We start from the raw sequence: 19022 nt of genomic DNA, 5'->3' as shown, positions 1-19022 counted from the left end.
TCTCCGCTGACGTGCTGGATAAACCCTTGCGAACCCTATGGGTTCATCGATTCGCTTGACCTTAGCATTTTTGCTTTCGCATTTCTTGGGCCTGCCCCGAAATCATCGTTTTTTTGGTTACTTTAAGTATCCCCGCCGAGCGAGTCGGGGCGTACTAAGCCAAGATCGCTAATGCCAAATTGCCACTGCTGCCGAATTAGCTCAACTGCCCGTAAAACAGCCTTTTCGTCAGGGTCTGGCTACGTCGTCACCCTTCTTCTGCAGGCGCTGCGCAAGCGCGCCATTCATTCTTGCTTCAGGGAGAAAGCGCGCGATGTCGTGCTTTTGGCGCCTGAAAACCGACTTCAAAACCTGTGGAAGCACCATCTGAAGAATGATCCATTGCGCGCTAGGGGTTTTCCGCGGAATGCGAAGGTTATCACGCTAATTCGGTTATTTATCCATCGTTTGATGGCTAAATGCCAATATTTACACGACTTTACATTTTGCCTCGATCTAGCGTCGCTATCAAAAATTTCAGGTAGCTAGCATCCTTATGTCATTTCTTGTTAGTTTTCTTACATAACAATATTTTGATAATTAGGCGATTTCTGGTTTAAGATTAGCGCGCTTTCGCTATCCTGGCAGTCAACGTTGCACGGGTAGCGCCATGGCTTGGGCTCGACGCATGCCTGTGCCCTGTGGCTTGCCGGGTTGGATGACAGCCCAATTCAAGGACGACGGAGCATTCCAAGGGAATTCGTCGCGAACGATTCAGATCAACCGTCCGCAACTCGATTCAGGTAGGTATTCACAATGGCTCAAATGCCGTTTTCACCGTGCAGCGACCCAAGCGACTGCTCCGATCAATCGGTCAAGATGCTTGGCAGAATTTTCGGGCCAGTGATCGATAGCCTGGTTGCAGGTACTGACCCTAACGCTGTGGAAGCCGGCGCGAACATCCTTGCCACCATGTTCAGCTTCTTCAACAGCGGCATCCTGATCATCGGGTCGCTGATCGTCTCGTATGTGGCAGTGATGGGGGTAACAAACACGGCCAACGACGGGGAGGCAATGGGCAAGAGTTGGTCGTCCTTGTGGACGCCGGTGCGGATCGTGGCAGGCGGTGCCGTATTGCTGCCGACGACCAGCGGCTACTCGTTCATCCAGTTGATCGTCCTGATGTTCGCCCTCTGGGGTATCGGCTTTGCCAATGGCACCTACAAGGCCGGCATGGCGATTGGCGTGCTGTCGTCGGACGGGATCGTTCAGGGTGTCAACCAGGCGGGTAATTTCTACGGCTTGCGTGACTTTGCGCGGCAATACGTTGCTGTTTCCTACTGTGCCAGGGCAGCAAACGCCATCTACGCCAACAGTGGGTCTGGTAGCCAGCCCGCTGTCCAGTCCAAGAGCACGAGCCTGGGCAATGGACAGGTCGAGCAGGTCTATGACAAGCAGACGTTTGTCGATGGGCGTACCGAATACACGTTTTTCCTCAAGGATCGCAATGCGGTAACCAACCTGGCCGGTGGCGAGCCATTCTGCGGCACCGTGAAGCTGTCTACCTACGCGGCACAGACCAAGACCGACCCCATTCCCCAGGCGTTGGAGAAGGTGCATGAACAAACTCAGTTAGCGAAGGTGAAAGCGGCTGGCAAGTTGATGGGCGAGCTGGACAAGTGGGTCAACTCATGGCCAGCGACCATCAACGATCCCGGTTGGGACAAGGTCGATTCAAACCGCTTCAATACGATTGTAAGGACGCAGGAAGACCAGATTGCGACGAACCTCGTCAAAGAGGTCACTGACGGCCAGAGCGACGTCGATAGTGGCTTGAAGGGTTTTCTGGATACGCTCACGAAAGATGGCTGGGCTGCGGCTGGGGGCTGGTTCCAGCGAGTCGGCATGGTGCGAGGGCAGATCGCCAACGTGCTTGCCGAACCGGTGGGTTCGGTGGGTGCGCCATCCCTTGCGGGGCTGCCCTCGGATGCGCGCTTCTCGTTGCTGAGCAACAGCCTCACCACTGTGACCGAGGCAATCGACAAGAAGGCTGAAGAGAAAGACGCGTACAACGGTGCAAAGCCCGCCAAGGCCGATGATCTGGCGAGCCTCATCCCCAAAGATCCGCAAAGCGATATCAACGTAGGGTCATTGAGGGCGGACATGGACAGCAAGATGTCCTCGTTCGTCAACGGCATGATGCAGAACGTGGTCGAGCTTGCCACGGGGGCGGGCAGTAACGGGCAGACGCCACTGTGTGGCACGGCGGGGCAGATGGGGGGCTCGCTCAACCGCATGAAGTGCGTGGGCGATTACCTGAGCGTTGCCCGTGGCGGCATACTGCTCGCCGATGTTGCCATCAAAAGTGCTGCGACGGCAGTACGGGTGCTGGCCGGTACTGTTTCATCGGTCAAGGCGCTGGGTAACGGGCTGGATCTCGACAAGATTGTCATCCCGCTGTGGGACTGGGTCATGGAGGTGCCGATCAAGCAGCTCGCGCTGCTGGCGACCTATATTGAACCTCTGGCCTTCTACTTTGGCGTATTCCTTCCCAGCTTGCCCTACACGCTGTTCATGATCGTGTTCGTCGGCTGGGTGCTCGCCGTGTTGCAATCCATCATTGCTGCCCCGCTCTGGGCCGTGATGCACATGACACCCGACCGGACGTTCGTGGGTTCGCAGACGCAGGGCTACCTGTTGCTGCTGTCGCTGTTCGCTCGCCCGGCACTGGCCGTTCTGGGGCTGTTTGCCGCGATATTGGTATCCGACCCTGTGATCGACTACATAGCGCAGGGCTTCTTCGCCATGCGGGGGGCGGTCGTTTCCTCGAGCGGGGGCGTTGGGGTCATTGCCGAGTTCCTGACCTTTGCCTGGTGGTTCATGGTGTTCGGCCTGACACTTCTGCCGGTGCTGTACATGATCTTCGGTCTGCCTCAGACCTTGCCTGACGAGGTGCTGAGGTGGATCGGCGGCGGCCTCGGCAGCATGGGTGAAACCAGCGCAACAGCGGAAATGCGCGGCGGCGTCGCCTCTGTGGGTTCGAGGCTGCACGGGAGTGGCTCGGGTATGCGCCTGGGTGGGGGACAGAAGCGACTGACATCCCAGGGCGGCGGTTCTCCTGATGGTGGCCCTGAGGATGGTGGCCCAGAGGGTGGTGGGCCGAGGGGTGGTGGGCCGCGCGGTGGTCGCGGGGGCAAGACGCCACTGCTCAGCGCGAACGGTCAAGGCGCGGGCGGTGCAAGCCAAGGCAGCGATAACAAGGGTGAGACTGCGTCGACTGACAATCGTACGCTCGGCGAGAAGCGCAGCGAAGCGGCTGGCGTCGCCCTCGGGCGGGCGGTCGCCGGGGGGGCTGCTGCAACAGGCAGGGCCATGCGTGGCGCGGGCAGTGCTGCATTGTCTGCGGGGCGGTCTGGCGTGGAATCTTTGCGCAACTCGGGTTCTGCGTCCCTGGGTGGCCGGGTGCGTGACGCAGTATCGGCTGGCGCGCTGACTGCAGGTGCGGGTTTAGCCGCTACTGCAAGTGCCGCTGGGGCCGAGTACAAGCAAGCCTTTTCGACAGCGATGTCTGAAGGCAAAGCGGCCTACCATGAAGGTGCAGACGCCCGGATCGACGCGTACAAGGCTTCGCTGACCGGTGGGGCGCCACCTGCCGGCAGCGACAAGGCCCAGGAGCCGCCTGCCTCGCCTGATGCGGGTGCAGAACATTCAGCGAGCCAGAATCACGCGTTCAACGACGCTGCGCTTCCAGCCGGAAGCGGCTCGGCAAGCGACAAAGACGGCGATGATGAAAGCCGCTGAACCACGGTGCTGTCCTGCCGCACATGGCTTGGCGCTGTCAGGTGCAACAATGGTCTGGCAATTTGCCAGTGTGGGCGGAATTTTACCCGCGCCAGGTTGTCTTGGACGGTGACGCGCAATCATGTGCGTATCTTGATACCTGACTCGGATCGCTTGGCGGAGGCTTGGCATGGATGACAATCAACTGGAAGACCAGCTTCGACGGCTTCTGACCGGCCTGGCAGACCAGGCCATGGTGCGCGGTGAGCAGTTTATCTACGATGGTGGTGAACTGTACGCTGATGATGTGGCGGAAATCGGCCTGGTGGCAGTGCTGTGCATTGCCCAGGCGCTGTCTGAGCGCGCCGGGTTGGGCGGGTTTGGTTATCAGTTCCAGCTGGCGGCGCCGGCCAATCCGGTCTTTCCGATCCATGCCAGCGCTCCGGAAGTGCTGCCGGACTTTTTCAAGGTGGCGCCTTTTGTGTCGGCGGTTTTTCACAATGAAGTGATGGGTGCCAGGCAGGATCTGACAATTCTTTACCATGCTGCTGCTCAGCGCTTGCAGCAAGCTGGCTAGTTGGGCGATGACTAGTCGAGCGGGGCAATCCTTCAAGTACTGGAGCAGCCTCGGTAATCTGGATTTGGTATGTTGGATGAGGATGTTCATATGCAGGACGAAGACAACTTGGGCGACAACAAGGGCACGGGTGTTGAGTTGCCTCCCGGCGTATTTCCACCGATGCCAGGCTACACCACTGGGGACCTTCTGGCAGTTGCCAACGCTCCTGTGGAGGCGCTGCTTGAAGCGCACAATATTGATCCCGGTCTGATCCGCGAAACTGTTATCGCGCTGGCCGAGCATCTGTACCGGGCATTTGAGAGGGACGACATTCAATACCAGATCGCCACGTGGTATCAGAAGCCGTATGACGAGCCCTGGATGCGCAAGCGTAGTGTCGAAATAATTGCCGAGCAGTTTGCCATTGTCACCGTGGAGGCAGCTGCGGATTCCCTGGACGGCTCACCGTTGCGGGGCTTGGGCAAGGCGTTTTTCGGCGACTTTATCGAACGGGCCGGTGCGGCCATAAAGGCCCATATTCTGAAGTTGAATGAAGGCTGACGCTTGCAGTTGTTCATAGGGATATGACATGAGTAAGACTGTATACTTTAGCGTGTACTTTGACGGTACGGCTAATAGCAAAGACAACGACAAACCTTTGGGCACCCACACTAACGTGGCCCGTCTTTATGAGTGTGATGCAGCGAAAGGTACCAACCTTTCCCGAAACTCGGGCCATGAGGCCGTCGCCTATGATCCCGCACATTACCTGGGCCTTTCAGAAAAGCTCTACTTCGACGGGGTGGGTAGCCATCAGCGCAGCACACCGACTGCCCTGGTCGAGCGTGGTACCGGGCGCGGTAGCGAGAGCCGTATCGAGCAAGCCTACGAGGCCGTTGTCGCGTTTTGTAACAAGAACCAGGATCTGCAGGTCGACCTGAACCTGATCGGCTTCAGTCGCGGCGCAGCGCAAGCACGTGCCTTGGCAAACGAGATCATTGATCGGGGTGTACCTAAGCTTGATAGCCAGTGGAAAGCGACCCGGGAGTACCTGATTCCGCCTGGTCAGGCGCAGGTGAACAAACTCGCCATATTCGACACTGTTGCCTCCTACGGCTTGCCCATAACTGAAAGCCACACTGACAAGAACCTGGAAATAAGCAGGAACGTAAAGTCGACCACTCACCTGGTGGCAATGCATGAGTATCGTACGACGTTTCCGCTGACCAGCGCGTTGCGTAACGACGACAACTCAAGGGTCGAAGAGGTGAAGTTCGCAGGCGCGCACTCTCAAGTTGGGGGCGGCTACCGCAACGATCTGCTGGCTGCTGGTCCACTGGCCTTCATGTACGATCGCCTGAAGTCTGCAGGCGTCGAATTGGCGCCGTTGCCGCCGGAAGAAATGAAGCGCATCGAACAATACAACGCCTTGATCAAGCACCCTGACCGGTTGCAGGATGCGTTGATCGATTCTCGATTGCTCAAAGGCAATGAGGCATTCAGGCGCGAGGCGAACGGTTCATGGACAGTGCTCAACAATCGACCGTTTCCGACGGAGCGTGGTACGGCTAATGTGCTGGGGTGGAAAATCCTGGGGCGTCTGGAGTGGCAGAAACAGCCCTTCGATCACGCGGTGAGCGGCCGGAAAGTCATATTTGAAAATGATGGTTCGCGCGGCGAGCCAGTTATCCGACGCATCGGCAAGGAGCTAGGTCAGAACTTCTTCGGGTGGAGCGACAAGGCCGAAGGTTTTTCGTCGTTGCCTGACTACCAGCCCGATAGCAGCTTCAGCAGCACAGTAGAGGCTCGACAAGAACGCTTCGAGGCAGAAGAGGCTGCGCAGTCACGGAAGCAAGTGGCTGAGCTCTCGTTATTGCTCGCGGGCTCGAAGCCAGAGATAGAGCACATTCAACGGCTCGGCCTTGAAGAGGTGCCGCTGCCAACCCCGAACATACCGCCGAAGTATGCAGTGCTTCGGATCGACCGCGAAGGCTCATCGGCCTTTGCTGACCTAGGCTTCGAGTACGAGGCCAGCCGTATTGTCGAAGATGCCGGTGACTATGTCCGCAATCGAGGCCCTCTGAGTATTGGTGACCCCATCATGCTCCACGACACCAACGGCAACGTGGTGGGCGGGCTGGAGGCTGCTTATGAGGCGCCGACGTTCGCTGGTGAGTGCGGTGTCCTGATCGCAATCGACATGCGGCACGTGGCACAAGATGCGCAGGCAGGTTTCCTTCATGATGGCCTCAAGCAGGCCGCGCAATGGATTGCCGAGCGGCCGGAAGGCAGTTTGACGGATGATTACGAAATTCCCGGGGAAGATGGCAAGCCGCTGGTGCGTGCGATGGTTGCCCGCTCAGCCGCCCACGAGTTGCAGCGAACTGTTATCTGGCAAGCTCCCGAGCCCTGACGGTCAGGCTGAGTTTCGCTAATCACAGTAGTAAGGCTTTTTGCTGCCTGCTTGCTTAGAATGCACCTGTTGCCGGCGGTGGTCGGCCATTCAATCGTTAAGGGCGAGAAGATGAAAATCCACAAATACCAGCCAGGCACCTTCATCGAGGTCGATGACATGGCGGGTGGCCGTCGCGTGGGTATGGTCTGCAAGGACGGCGTGACGTTTTGGGATTTGCTCGATTCCGAGCGCTGCACACCGCTGACGATTCATCCTTCAATGAATCCGCAGGCACTGGGTACATTGGTCCAGTTCAGTCAGGACAAGGGATTGGTCAGTGCGACCCAGGCGCTGGTTACTTACCTGCAGATCTCGGGAGATACGCGACTGACTGAAGACCCGCTGTTTGTCATGCGCGCCCTGTGGTTTATCGCTAAAAAGGCTATCCCTGAGAATATTCCTGATTCGGCGACGCTGTCGTGGGCTTGCGAGCAGGCTCGCGCTCAGGAGCAAGCAGCAGCGCGCATTCATCAGTTGGCTGGGCAATACTGCTCTGGCTGAGCTGTTTTATGCCAACGTTGCATTGTTGAAAAATTGATTTTCTGCGGTTCATCAGAGCCGCATTTCCTGCTCTCACCTGCAAGCTGCTAGCACTTCGAGTTTCGGCGGACGCCTTGCGTGGGTCGTCCCTGATGACCAGGCGTCCCCGCAGTCAGTCGGGGCTTGGTTTCTCGGGCGTAGGCGGGTTGGCCAATTGGCGATCATGCAGCGCTGCGTAGCCATCGACTGTGGCGCGCAGGGTTTGCAGTGAATGCCTCGAGACGGCGCCCGGGCTATGTTGGGCGAGCGCTTCGTAAACACTTTGGGCGTCGAGCTGGTGAATGCCGAAGGCTTCATCCAGGGTGGCCTGCTCTACGGTTTGCCAGTCCACTTGTGTCACCAGTTCATCACGCAGGGCGGCTGCCGCGTGTGTGCCGAAGAGGTGTGCCACGCTGGCTTTTGCTTCCAGCCCTGGCAGGGCCTCAATGCGCGCGCGTACCTCTTCCTGGCGCGCCCGGCGCTCCACAGCCGCATTCGGCGACGCCAGTTCCACCAGCATTTCACCTACATCGGTGAAGCCTTCGCTGGCGAAGATTTGCGCAACCTTGCGTGAGCGCGCTTCTTCTCTGGGCAGGAAGATCGCCATGCCGTTGTTATACGGCTGCGGCAGGTCGCCCCAATAGTGAGTGGCCTTGAAGTCGCGCAGGGCATCGAGTGCATCATTGAAGAACGCATCCTTGTTCACGGCATAGATGGCGTATTCATCGTTCAACTGAGCGGCGGCCTCGGCATCGAGGCCGTTGCGGACCAGGCGACCCTGCAGCGTAACCGGTTGCTGCAACTGCGTGGCGATATGCCGGGCGGCGACGAAGTGGTGCGAGCCGCCGCTGTTGGCCAGGTACAGGCCAACATCCCAGTCGTAGCGCACCATGAAGTCGCTGCCGCCATGCACGATGCCGATCTCCGGCCAGCCCAGGTTCTGCGCAAGCCCCTCCTGGCTCATGTCGCGAGTGAAAGCCTGGCAGGCTTGCTCGGCCATCTGCTGCAGGGAGAAAAACCTGTACAGCTCGGATTTGGAGGCGGACAGGCCAGTTATCTCACCGATGTCACAGGCAAATTCATGCACGGTTTCGGTTTTGCCCAGCCGCGCCAGTGCGGCGATCTGCCGATGCTCGCTGTGGTAATGGCCGTCGCTGGCGCGCCAGCCCCTGACCTGACCGTTCTGTTCGCTGCCCTGGCCGAAACCGATACGCTGCGACCACTCATGCCAGCGCACCACGCTCGATGAGGCAATGACGGCGGCGGTGTCATCCACCCTCATGCGCAACTTGGGAGTGTCGGCGATGACCCGGCGTAAACGGGCAGGGATGCCCAGGTCGTCCTTGACCGTTTCCAGAAACTTCGCAGCCAGTGTCCTGAAGCTCATGGCGTGACTCCTTTCAGCGCATACAGGTCCGCAAGGCGTTACTGGGTGGCGCGCTGTACCGCATCCGCTGCCTTGCGAGCTGTGCTCTTGATGGTCTTCACCACTGTGCGCATGTCGTACGAGCAGCTGATGTACGTGCTGTTGCCATCTTCATACAGCCACAGGTCGTGGTTACCGACTTCTTTCTTGTACTGGCCGAATTCGTCTTTGGGAATGTCGGCGAGCTTGGCCACTGCCTGGATGCTCTCGCCGGTGAATACGCCGGAGTAGGTATCGAAGTCACCTTCACCATTGGAGCCTGGGTGCATTGCAAGCTTGGTCACGGCGCGGCCGTAAACGTCCAGTGGGTTAGGCACGGTGTACTCGCCGTCGGACAGGTCCGAGGCCTGCACGATGGGCTTGCCGTTGGCGGCCTTGACCAGCGCCTCGAATTGTTCAGGGGAAACCTTGCGCTTGCAGGTCAGGGCCTGAGTGATGCGGGCATTGGCTTCGGCCTGATCGATGTTTGCGGCGTATGCCGATGTGCAGGCGAGCGAAACCAGCAGCGGCAGGGCGAGGTGCAGGGCTTTCATGCGTCAGATCCTTCTGGATGACAAATTGCTATTAATTCGTGTTGTTAGAAAAACGTTTTTTATATGCCTGGAGTGTGCGCTACGCCCTGCGCTTGGTCAAGTGAGTGCCTGCCAGTGACGAAGATTCAAACCTTGACGGCAAAAGGCCCCAAATTCATACTCGCCATCAATTTCTACATTTTTCTAACAGGTCATTTTGATAGATGACAGGGTGTCGAACGTTGGCTGGCACGCAGCGGCAGTTCTTCTGAATCTGGCCGCCCGGCTGACCCTTACAAGGAGTTTCCAGGCATGTCCTACGCATTACCTCCACCTGCCGTGAAGCCAGGCTTCAGGGCCGTGGGCGATCGTCGCGCAGCCCTGTGGCTGCTGTCGGTGCCTCTGCTGGTGGCGCTGGTCGCTTTTACCATCGCGGTGGTTGCGACCCTGATGGGTGAAATGGCCCAAGGGTCGCCGCGCTTCTACGCCGCGGCATTGTCCTTTTCAGCCCTGTTGCTGAGCGTCATGTTGCTGCCTGCCTACCTGCTCAGCCTGGGTTGGTACGCATGGTGGACGCGCGGGGGCGACCATCGCCAGTTGCGCCTTGGCCTATGGCTCGCACCGCTGGTGGCGCTGCTGTTCGCCTGGTTCCCGGCCACGCTGGTTCCCGGGCTTCAGCCGCTGGGCCAGGATGCCTTGGACCCGCTGCGTACCTACTTGCTGGCAGGCATCCTGGTAATGCTGCTGGGGTATGCCTGGTCGAGCATCGTTTTCGTGATCCTGCGATATTGGAGAGATGTATGAGCACCTTCGTTTCCACCCCTCGCAGGTTGCTGCCGCTGGTACTTGCCGCCCTCTCGGTGGCACTTGCCCCGAAGGCTTTCGCAGGGTTCGAGCTGGTGGAGAGCCCCGCCGCCCCGGTGCCCTATGTAGCACCCTCGGCGCAAGGGCAGAACACCGCGCAAATGCAACAGACCATCAATGCCCTGAACATCGAGATCCAGAGCTTGCGGGTGCGGTTGGCTGCGGCTGAAGCCGACGCCAATGGCAGTCGTCAGGAGCTTTTGGCAATCAGGGCCAGACAGGACCAGATCCAGACTTCGATCAACCACATGACGCTCAATTTTGCGTTCGGCCACTCACGCTTCAGCCCCAGCGCCGAGGATGGCGACGTGCTGGTGCGCTCGGCGCAGGACGCGCTGCAGGTGAAGATCGTGGGCTTTACCGACAGTGTGGGCACGGTGGAGGCAAATCGCCGGGTTGCCTTGCTCAGGGCGCAGGCGGCGAAGATGTACCTGGTTCGGCGTGGCGTACCAGCGGCGAAAATCAGCGCCGAGGGGCAGGAGGGCGACTACATCGCTGCGAATGACACCCCCGCTGGCCGTGCAGCCAACCGCCGGGTTGAATTCGAGTTCTTCGGTCAGTACCACGCGAGCACGGCCCTCGCTCGCTAGGTAGCAAGGGCTGTCAGGTCAGGCCTGCAGGCGCATGTTGTCAAGGAACAAGCGCGCCTCGGCGGCGGCGGCGATGGTGGCGTCGGCAGGCGCCTCCCAGGCTACCCCGTTGTAACGCAGGCTGTAGCTTTCGCGGCAGGGGTGAAAGCCGATATGCGCCCAGTCGATATCTTCACTGCCCACCCACTCACCAAGAATCTCTGACCTGGCTACGCCGGCCGCCCGGCGCTTTTCGATCTGCCCGACCACATTGGCGAACAGGCAGAGGTTTTCCAGGTCGATGCTGACCGAGGCAGGGCCGATGTTCAGCACGCCACCGTCATTGCCCGGCGCGGGATGAAATGCACAGTGAAACTGATGGGTCATTGGTACATCCTTGAAGTTTGGGCTGCAAACATACAAAACACGAACGACTGAGGTTTTTGGACCTGTCAGCAGGTTTAAGTTCAGTCTAGTCGAGCCGTTGTGCGGGAGTGGGACCATGTATTCGTTGTGTGAACTCGAGGCTTTCGTGGCGCAGGCCATCAGTGGCGATGTTCTCGCCCAGGCGGGTGGCGGCTTCGTCAGTGTGATGGCCAAGAGTGCGCCGGCCATCCAGAAGGACATTCCGGCAGCTTTCGAGATGTACACGCTGCTGGAGCATTTCCTCAAGTCGCTGCCCATTCGCCAGGCAGCGCTCGGCTTTGACGCGGAAACGCTCGATCTTGAGCCGGGTATTGTCGTTGATCATGACGGGAACAAGGTCGTTGCCCTGTTGCCGATCCAGGCCGGCCAGCTTGGCGAAGTGGCCTTCTGGCTGGCGGACGCGCTGCCCAGCCGGGAGGTCAAGACCCTGCCTGGTATTCTTGCGTTGGTGTTCAGCGTGGAAACCCACGAAGATATAAAACACTTGCTGCCCGAATGGACGGCTGCTTTTTATGTCCAAGGCCTGGCAAGGCACTGTGTGCCGATCCTGGCGCTAAAGTCGGTGCTGGAGGACAAGCGTTTCGGTGGCGATTGGGTAGCGGTTGCGCTGCATCGGCTGGCCAGTTTTGCCTTGCCTCAGGCCGAAGCCCAGCAAGCAGCTGGGAGCGAGGTAAAGACTACGCGTTGAACCCGGCCGACAGTATCGGGTTTGGCATTGACCACAATCTAGCGGCGCATGCTCCGGGAAAGCGCCGATCCGGGGAGATGGCGAAATGGACGATAACTGGGCTGCACGCAAGGGCAACATGAGTCTGGATGGCGGTTACAACGGCTCTGTCCAGCAGGCCATTGCCAACCTCCATGTAGGCCGCGACCAAGGGCGGCAGGAAGGGCTGCAGGAGGGTTATCAGGCGGGCTACCAGGAAGGCTTGGGGCAGGGCCGCAAGGAGGGCTTCAGGAAAGGGCGCTCCCATGGCTATGCTGAAGGCTGGGATGCCGGTGTGGCGCAAGCCAACGAGAAGCTGGAGCCCTTGCGTGGGTATGTGCGCCAGTATTTTGAAGAAACCGTTCAGCTCAGGGCCGAAGCAGAGCGCCTGCGCGAACTGATTCAGCTGATGCACGGACAGATGGCGAAGATGGCGCAGTCGTCAGCAACGCCGCAGGATGACGCGCCCGACCCGACGGTGTGAGTGTTGGCCTGGTAAACATCCAGCCACCAGGGGCGGCAGCAGCTTAGACCTGACGTACCAGCAATTGCCTCAGGTCGCCGGCGCGGCCAAGCGCGCCAAGGCTAAACCGACGGCGAGCGAGTCCGAAGTTGCAGAGCTCAGCACCCTTGGGCTAGGGGGCTGGCTGTTGCGCTTGTGGGGCTGTCGAAGGCGGTTGGAGCGACTCGTGGCCCGGGTTGTCCGGGCCGCCAGCAGCCGGGCCCTCGACGGGCATGCAAACCAAGGCCGTGCGCACCTGGGCGGGGTATTGCTGCATCTCGTAGCCATAGGCGGGCGGCTGCCGCATTTCCGGTGCCTGGCATGTGCCTTCGACCACTCCTTGGCGAGGGGTGGAGAAATCGCAGCGCTCACCTTCGTAGCGGTTCGAGCACGAACGATAAGCTGCAACCGGCGTGACCTGCTTGGGCACCGGCACGTAGATGGTGGTATTGCGCGGTAGCTCCTGCCATTGCTCCTCGGCCACGGGGGCTTCCTGGGCCTGGGCAGCACTCGCCAGAGCCGACATACCGAAGGCCAGCATGAGTGAAATGGTCGCTTTCACAGGTGCCTCCCGGCGTCACATGCCCGGCTCGTAGTCCGAGCCGCTGCGGTTCTTTGGTACAGGGTCGCTGTGGTCCAGCCCGGCATTCACTTCCACGCCGCGCTCTTTCATCTCGCTGATCATGTACTCATAGCCGACCATGAAGTGGGCCAGGTCGTAGCCTGGGTCAGCCTCCTTGATCCTTGAAGTCAACTCGACGATCTCGAGCTTCACCGGGTCGGGCGTCTCGTCGGTGTCCCAACCGTTCGAGCTGGCTTCCAGTTTGTTCAGGTGGAAGGCCTGGCTGAAGGCCTTGCCTTCCACCGTGATTTCCTTGGACAGTTTTTCATACAGGTTCCGGCCACCCAGGCCTTCTTCCAGCTTGCCGTCGATCACCCGCAGGAACTCCAGGTGGGCTTCCGGCGTGGCGGTGATTTCTTTCCAGTTGCTGTACTCGGTCATTCCATTCTCCTTGCGTGGATGATTACGTGCGCCTTCATGGCTCCCTCTGGGAATCGGCTGAGCTGGGGGCTGTCTCAAGGGGTGAAGTCATCGCCCTGTGAAGGGCCCGAAGGCTTGCCGCGAACCAGGCTGACGATGCCTTGCACCATTTCCTTCAGGCGTTCGCCAATACGCTGCATCACTTCCCTCAGGCGCTCCAGATGCGACTGCGTTTCGCCCGCGAAAGCCGGCATGCTGCCCGCATTGCGGTGCATGCTCTCGCTGGAGCTTTCCAGCCGGTTCTTCAGCTTGTCGTAGTGCGGGTTGTCCTGGGTTTCCGGGTTCAGCAATTCTTCCTGGGCGCGCCCGTACTGCCGGGCCCAGCCGGTGAGGGCCTTGTCCATGGCTTTTTTGCTGTTCTGGGCGTCGGGGGACTCACCTACGGCCTGGACGAAGCTTTCGTGCAGGTCGGTGTATTCGCCGTCGGGTTTCATCTTCTCGATCACTTCGGGAACGCTCAGGCCGGTTTGCTCGGCGCGGGTTTCGATCTGCTCGCGCACCTGAGGCAGGCTCCCAGCGTTCCAGAAGGCCGAGTGGGCTTTTTCGTAGTTGGTCGCGGCCTTTTCAACCTGATCTACCCGGTACTCGGAAAGGCGCGGCAACACCTGCACGCGTCCGGTCATTTCTTCGGCCGAGCCGGGCTCAACCGCCGCGCTGTGTTTTTCCGCAGTGGCCGATTGCGCTGAGGGCACCTGTGCATCCTGAACTTGCCCATCCCCACGCAGGGCAGAGGCCAGGGCACTCGCGCCCTTGCCGATACCTTGCATGGCGGCGCCGGTGAGCGAGGCTACGCCCCCCACCAGTTGGGCGCCGCCCCTGAGCAGTGATTCGGCACCGTTGGCGTCCCGCGGGTGCTGTGGCTCCTGTTCTGCCGGTTCTGCGGGTTTCGGTGGCTCTGCAGCGTTGCTCGCGTTGTCGAGAAGGGCTGCGTTGATGCGGCGTACTTCATCAGGGTCGAGGGACGATCCTTTGGGTTTCACCTCCCCGGCAACCTTCATGATGGCGTCAAATACGCTTGGGTCGATATCTGGCGCGGCGCCTGGCGACGGCCTGGCGTTTGTTTGCTGGCCGCTATTGTGGGCCTGCAGGGCAGCCGTATCGATCGAATGCACGCTCCAGCGACCTTGTGTCGACTGTTCGCTGCCGGCTTCGGCGCCACCTTGGTAATCCAGTTGCACGGGTTTGCCGACGGCGGGTGCGGTTTCGCGCATGGCCTGTTCAAGGCCTGCCCCCCAAAGGGTCTGTGGACCGGCAGGTGTTTGCAGGGTTACGTAGTAGCTACCCTGCTTGGCAGGGTCGTTTTGATAGGGTGCTGCGCCATGATGGACCAGGATGCCTGCATAACTCCGCCCTGGCTGGGCTGTTTGCCCGGCAGCAGAATCAGCGACGGCTTGATCAGGCTTATCGAGTTCTTTGGGTTCCATCTGTGTTTACCTTTCGTGGGCGCCGCGTTATTCAATGGATCTGGAAACAGCTCCTCTCTGGGCTCGCTGCTGGGCCCTGTCGGTCTGCATCCGTTGACCTGCCAATTTCTGCGACGCGTAAACGGCAAGCAATGCTTCAACTTTTTCCTTCTTGCGATAAATCGCTTCCGACAAATAATTACCGACACCGACCGCCCGGTTGTAGTCGACCCACAGGGCTCGGCTGGAAACATGGGTGATACTGTTGTTCCACTCGGCATCGCTGAAGCGCCGGTTGGCTTCAGTCGCCAGCATTTCTGAAACCGACATGGTGTCGTAGCCACCGATCGGAGCGGTGGGTAAGGCACCATAGCCATCAGCGTCGGACAAGTACATCGCAGGCGTCTTGCCATCCGCTTCGGCCAGCGCTGCATCGGCGTTGGCTGCTGCCACCTGGACAGGCTCAGCCGTGGAGTCTGGCGCAACCCCGCCCGAAGGTACATTACCGAAAAGGATCTGGTGCTGCGCCTTGGTGTCTTTGCCGAGGATTGGATAATGCTCGGGGTGACCATCCTGGATGGCGTAAGTTTGGCAGAAATAGGGGGCCGGGTCAGTCTTCCAGCCAATGCCAGCCTGCGGGCTGACCACGGCGGAAGGCAACTGCGCCGGGTTGAATGGCCCTCGGTGAGCATTTTCCCTGAACGCCTTGGCCCTGGCCTCGTCTTTTTTCGTGGTGCCATAGGTGAAGTGCAAGTGCTTCACCATGGAGGTACTGGGGGTGTTGCCTGACAGGCCCAGTTGCTGCCCCGGCTTGACCGTGACGCCTTGCTTGATGCCGTTGGCGAAGCCGCTAAGGTGGTAGTAGGCGACGATATCGCCATTGGCCCGCTGGATCAGTATCGTATTACCCGCAGATCCGCGAGAGCCGGCGAAAGTGATCTTGCCCTCGGTGGTGGCGTATACCGGTTGCGATGTACCGCTGGTGGAAAAGTCCAGGCCATCGTGCATGTGTGCCTTCTGGTTGGCCGAGCCGTGGTTGGCCGCGCCGCCACCCCGGAACTTGCCGAAACGACCGGAAACAATTTCCTTGTCGGTGGGGGACACCATGCAGGTGTCCGCAATGGCGCCGTGGGCACACGCCAGCAGGCTCAGGCCGGCGAGGCCGCGCAAGATCGTTCTGTTCATCCCTTGCGCTCCGTCACTGCACGCTCTGCTGTACGTTCTGCCTGGCGGCATTTTCCGCTGCCCGGGTGGTCTGGGTTTGCGCACCCGCGGCAGTTACCGACATGGACACCAGCGAAGCGAGTTGGGCCTCCATGCTTTCGTACTGGCGATATTGTTTTTCCAGTATGGCCAGGTCCAGCGCCTTGATCTTCAAGATCTCGATCAGCGCACCTCGCTCGTTCTGTGCGGCCATGACCCGGGCCCAGCTGTCATATTGAGGCGTATTGCCCGAATAGCGTTTGACCTCGTTGCGAAAGTGCACGGCCAGTGGCAGGTCGGTGCCTGTTTCCGTGCCTTCCACGCCGGAATAGTCGAGCTGGATTGCTTTCAGGCTGGCCAGTGCCGGCGATACCAGCGCATCCTTGCGGGCCTTGGAAAGCGCGTAATCTTCGGTGGCTGCGGATTTGCCTGCCGATGCTGGCACCGGGCCGTCCGGCAGGCCGGCTACGTTATTGACGAACCCGACTTTCGCCTGGTACAGCGGCTCGTTTTCCATGACGGGTTCGAACAGGGTGGCCACGGTCAGGTCGGCGCCCGGCAGCGAGCCGACCGATTCGCACAAGCCTGAATCTGCCTGGTCCTGGGTGCAGAACTGCTTGCGCGCCTTGACCAGTGCAGCCTGGGCGCTGATGGGCTCGGCGTAGGTGCCTGGTGCAGCCACGATCTCGGATTTGACCCGCTGGCGCACTTCGGTGCCCATGTCGGCATCGCGGGCACTGATCAGCGTTCGTGTCGCATAGACCGAGCAAGGCGAAAAGCCTTGACCGAATTCGCCACCGTAGTCGAAGCGTGACTGCTTGACCCGCTGGGTCTGGGCCAGCACCTTCAGCCCCGTCGCCGTTTGCTGGGCAGCATTGTGCCCAGCTTCCGCGATCTGGTTTGCCGCCAGGGCTTTCTGCTTGGTCAGGATCGCGATGGCCGAGGTCAGGCGTTGGCTCTCGGTTTCAAGCAGGGCCGACAGCGAAGCATCTACCCGGGACACCAGGCCGTTGAGTGCCTGGGTGGCCTTAGTGAATGCCGGCGCTACGGTATTTTCCTGATACTGGGGTGGGCAATAGGCCCAAGCCAGCGTAGAGGTCAGCACAAGCGAAGCACCCAGCGAGACCTTCCATTTGCGCGCTTCACGCGCTGCGTCGAAATCCTTTTTCATGGGCACCTCACTGTACCGACTGCGCTGCTGTTTCAGACAACACTTTCTGGTAGCGCGCTTCCAAAGGGGCGTCCAGGCCGTCAGAGGAGGCGATTACCAGCGTTGCCAGGTTAGCGAGCAGCCGTTGGTTCTGCTCGTACTGCTGCTGATGAATCCAGACTTCGAGGCCACCCATCTTGGCAGCCTCCACCAGCAACCCGCGCTGGGTCTGGCGGGCCAGGTTGCCCGACCATTGTTGCGCTTCCTTGCCACCGAAGTACTGGTTCACGCGCAGCTTGAGCACTTCATTGGGGGACTTGCCGCCGAACTCCGTGCTGCGGGTGTTGGCGGCATTGATCATCGACAGGCTGTAGGCCGGTACAGACAACATCGAGTCCTTGCGGTTTTTCTGCACCATGTAGGTTTCGCCGGCGGGCGTAGCGCCAGCGGCCTTGACCAAGGCTTCGTCCGGGGGGCCGATCACGTGCTGGATGTAGGCGGTACGCGCTTCGGTGGCCAGCGAGTCAGCATCCGCGGCTTCGAACAGCAGGGCGGCGTTGGTGTCACCACCGGGTAGCGTACTGAGCGTGCACAGCCCGGCGTCTGCCTCTGCGGCGGTACAGAACTTGTCGCGGTGCTCTTGCAGGCGTTGCTGCATCGCCTTGCCTGTGGAAGCCACCAGCCGACCTGGAGAGGCATCCAGCTCACCGACAGCTGCCTTGGCCTTGGCTGCCATGCTGGTGAATGCGATGTCCATCGACTTGTTCTTGATCACGGTGCCGCAAGGGTCGAAACCTTGGCCGGTCGCTGCGTTGAAGTCGAGGTAGGCCTTGGTCGCGGCCGCGTTCTGTTGCTGCGCGCGGCTGGCATTGATCAGTTGCTCGGCGGTTTGCCTGCTGTTGTCCGCGATCACACTCGCTGACAGTGCTTCCTGCTTGGTGGCTACGGCCACGGCCGAGATGATCTGCTCGAACTTTATGGTCATCTGGTTACCGAATGTCGTGCCGAACGTGGTGATGTTGGTGCCCACGGATGCTGACAGCGCGCTGATCTGCGCCGCGGTCCACATCTCGGCAGGGCCGAAACCGTAAAGTGCACCGTAGGAAACACCCGAGAGCATTGTCGAGCCCACGACAATGCTGGCTAGCTTGAGCCGAAAGTTCATATCACTGCCCTGTGAGCATTGGCACGCGACGGTCCGTCACCTGCCCTACGAGAGAGTTGGCAGCCATCGCGGTCATGGCCGAGGCGGCGAGTTGCTGCGACTGGGCAGCATTGCAGGCGACCGTGGTGCAGTCGATGTACGCTTCCGCACGTTGATCCGTGATCATGGCGGTGTACGCATACGCTGCGGTCTCGCCTTCCGGGGCGAGGGTCATTTCGCTGAACGGCCCGGCGTAGTCCACATCCCAGCCCTGCATGCCGTTGGCGTTGAGCGTGCACATGCCCTGCCTGGCTTCGGACACGCTGCAGTAGTTGTCGCGGTGCATGGCCAGGGTCTCACGGTCGGCCACTGCCCTGGAGCCCACCCGTTGCGAGGAATAGGTCGCCATCAGCCGCGCTGCGTCCTTGTCACGCTGTGACACCGCTTCGACCATCAGCTTGCCCTGCTGCTGGGCAATGCACTTGCTGGTGACCGGTTGCCCCACCGCGGAGTCGAACGAGGTCACGGCCGCCATCGCCCGGTCGGACATCTCGATGGCGCCAACCGCGTTGGCAAGCTGCTTTTTCGAATCGTTGTCCATTTGCGAGATCACGTTGGCGGACAACGCGGTCTGCTTGACGGTCACCGACCAGGCACTCATCTCGCTCTGCATGGTGCTGATGAATGTCAGCACCGAAGCCCAGGTCAGTGCTTGGGCCGGAAGCGCCGTAGCGCCCAGGCCTAGGCCAACGGCCAGAACTGCCGCGACTTTCTTCATCTCCA

The 19022-nt window shown here is 60.1% G+C and carries 19 protein-coding genes; 9 read left to right on the top strand and 10 right to left on the bottom strand.

Translation table 11 applies throughout. The annotated features are described in order from the left end of the window. Positions 1 to 795: 795 nt before the first annotated feature. The 5 genes from INQ47_RS10880 to INQ47_RS10860 all read left to right on the top strand — a co-directional run bounded on the left by INQ47_RS10880 (position 796) and on the right by INQ47_RS10860 (position 7274). Positions 796 to 3780: a DotA/TraY family protein gene (locus INQ47_RS10880; protein ID WP_404701664.1), complete on the top strand. Its 2985-nt coding sequence runs from the start codon at positions 796 to 798 to the stop codon at positions 3778 to 3780. Positions 3781 to 3949: 169 nt separating this feature from the next. Then, on the top strand, positions 3950 to 4336 hold the full coding sequence (locus tag INQ47_RS10875) for a hypothetical protein (RefSeq protein WP_404701663.1): 387 nt from the start codon (positions 3950 to 3952) through the stop codon (positions 4334 to 4336). Between the two features lie 90 nt (positions 4337 to 4426). Then, a complete protein-coding gene (locus INQ47_RS10870; RefSeq protein WP_104887863.1) occupies positions 4427 to 4879 on the top strand; it encodes a hypothetical protein in 453 nt (150 codons plus the stop codon). Between the two features lie 28 nt (positions 4880 to 4907). After that, on the top strand, positions 4908 to 6731 hold the full coding sequence (locus tag INQ47_RS10865) for a phospholipase effector Tle1 domain-containing protein (RefSeq protein WP_404701662.1): 1824 nt from the start codon (positions 4908 to 4910) through the stop codon (positions 6729 to 6731). 111 nt (positions 6732 to 6842) lie between these two features. Then, positions 6843 to 7274, top strand: coding sequence for a hypothetical protein (locus INQ47_RS10860; RefSeq protein ID WP_404701661.1), 432 nt, complete (start codon positions 6843 to 6845; stop codon positions 7272 to 7274). Positions 7275 to 7425: 151 nt separating this feature from the next. Here the strand turns inward: INQ47_RS10860 and INQ47_RS10855 are convergent, their stop codons facing one another. Then, the gene (locus INQ47_RS10855) at positions 7426 to 8679 is read right to left on the bottom strand and encodes a DUF6685 family protein (RefSeq protein WP_404701660.1); all 1254 of its coding nucleotides are present in this window, start codon (positions 8677 to 8679) and stop codon (positions 7426 to 7428) included. A gap of 38 nt (positions 8680 to 8717) precedes the next feature. Beyond that, the gene (locus INQ47_RS10850; RefSeq protein WP_404701659.1) at positions 8718 to 9251 is read right to left on the bottom strand and encodes a hypothetical protein; all 534 of its coding nucleotides are present in this window, start codon (positions 9249 to 9251) and stop codon (positions 8718 to 8720) included. A gap of 291 nt (positions 9252 to 9542) precedes the next feature. Between INQ47_RS10850 and INQ47_RS10845 the strand changes: the two genes are divergently transcribed. Next, on the top strand, positions 9543 to 10034 hold the full coding sequence (locus INQ47_RS10845; protein ID WP_129932627.1) for a hypothetical protein: 492 nt from the start codon (positions 9543 to 9545) through the stop codon (positions 10032 to 10034). Further along, positions 10031 to 10684 carry an OmpA family protein gene (locus tag INQ47_RS10840; RefSeq protein WP_014592446.1) on the top strand — a complete coding sequence of 218 codons (654 nt, stop codon included), beginning with the start codon at positions 10031 to 10033 and terminating at the stop codon, positions 10682 to 10684. Before INQ47_RS10845 ends, INQ47_RS10840 begins: the two co-directional genes overlap by 4 nt. An 18-nt stretch (positions 10685 to 10702) precedes the next feature. Here the strand turns inward: INQ47_RS10840 and INQ47_RS10835 are convergent, their stop codons facing one another. Then, the gene (locus INQ47_RS10835) at positions 10703 to 11050 is read right to left on the bottom strand and encodes a hypothetical protein (protein WP_014592445.1); all 348 of its coding nucleotides are present in this window, start codon (positions 11048 to 11050) and stop codon (positions 10703 to 10705) included. Positions 11051 to 11165: 115 nt separating this feature from the next. On the opposite strand from INQ47_RS10835, the gene INQ47_RS10830 reads away from it, so the two are divergent. Beyond that, a complete protein-coding gene (locus INQ47_RS10830; RefSeq protein WP_019438941.1) occupies positions 11166 to 11777 on the top strand; it encodes a hypothetical protein in 612 nt (203 codons plus the stop codon). Between the two features lie 85 nt (positions 11778 to 11862). Then, positions 11863 to 12279 carry a hypothetical protein gene (locus INQ47_RS10825; RefSeq protein ID WP_064490862.1) on the top strand — a complete coding sequence of 139 codons (417 nt, stop codon included), beginning with the start codon at positions 11863 to 11865 and terminating at the stop codon, positions 12277 to 12279. A 151-nt stretch (positions 12280 to 12430) separates the two neighbouring features. Here the strand turns inward: INQ47_RS10825 and INQ47_RS10820 are convergent, their stop codons facing one another. The 7 genes from INQ47_RS10820 to INQ47_RS10790 form a co-directional block, all read right to left on the bottom strand. Next, positions 12431 to 12859: a hypothetical protein gene (locus INQ47_RS10820; protein ID WP_064490863.1), complete on the bottom strand. Its 429-nt coding sequence runs from the start codon at positions 12857 to 12859 to the stop codon at positions 12431 to 12433. A gap of 15 nt (positions 12860 to 12874) precedes the next feature. Further along, entirely contained in the window at positions 12875 to 13300 is a 426-nt protein-coding gene (locus INQ47_RS10815; protein WP_014592441.1) for a hypothetical protein, read from the bottom strand. A gap of 74 nt (positions 13301 to 13374) precedes the next feature. Then, positions 13375 to 14763: a hypothetical protein gene (locus tag INQ47_RS10810; RefSeq protein ID WP_404701658.1), complete on the bottom strand. Its 1389-nt coding sequence runs from the start codon at positions 14761 to 14763 to the stop codon at positions 13375 to 13377. Positions 14764 to 14790: 27 nt separating this feature from the next. Beyond that, the gene (locus INQ47_RS10805; RefSeq protein ID WP_404701657.1) at positions 14791 to 15927 is read right to left on the bottom strand and encodes a M23 family metallopeptidase; all 1137 of its coding nucleotides are present in this window, start codon (positions 15925 to 15927) and stop codon (positions 14791 to 14793) included. A 13-nt stretch (positions 15928 to 15940) separates the two neighbouring features. After that, positions 15941 to 17116, bottom strand: coding sequence for a hypothetical protein (locus tag INQ47_RS10800; RefSeq protein WP_404701656.1), 1176 nt, complete (start codon positions 17114 to 17116; stop codon positions 15941 to 15943). 7 nt (positions 17117 to 17123) lie between these two features. Beyond that, positions 17124 to 18260, bottom strand: a complete 1137-nt coding sequence (locus INQ47_RS10795) for a hypothetical protein (RefSeq protein ID WP_318077366.1) — start codon at positions 18258 to 18260, stop codon at positions 17124 to 17126. Between the two features lies 1 nt (position 18261). Then, a complete protein-coding gene (locus INQ47_RS10790) occupies positions 18262 to 19017 on the bottom strand; it encodes a hypothetical protein (RefSeq protein WP_014592436.1) in 756 nt (251 codons plus the stop codon). Positions 19018 to 19022 lie beyond the last annotated feature (5 nt).

It is taken from the genome of Pseudomonas sp. 3HC3 (assembly GCF_044904505.1).
Lineage (GTDB): Bacteria > Pseudomonadota > Gammaproteobacteria > Pseudomonadales > Pseudomonadaceae > Aquipseudomonas > Aquipseudomonas putida_Y.
The sequence above is the reverse complement of the archived record's forward strand: the minus strand, read 5'-3'. Positions and strand labels throughout refer to the sequence as shown.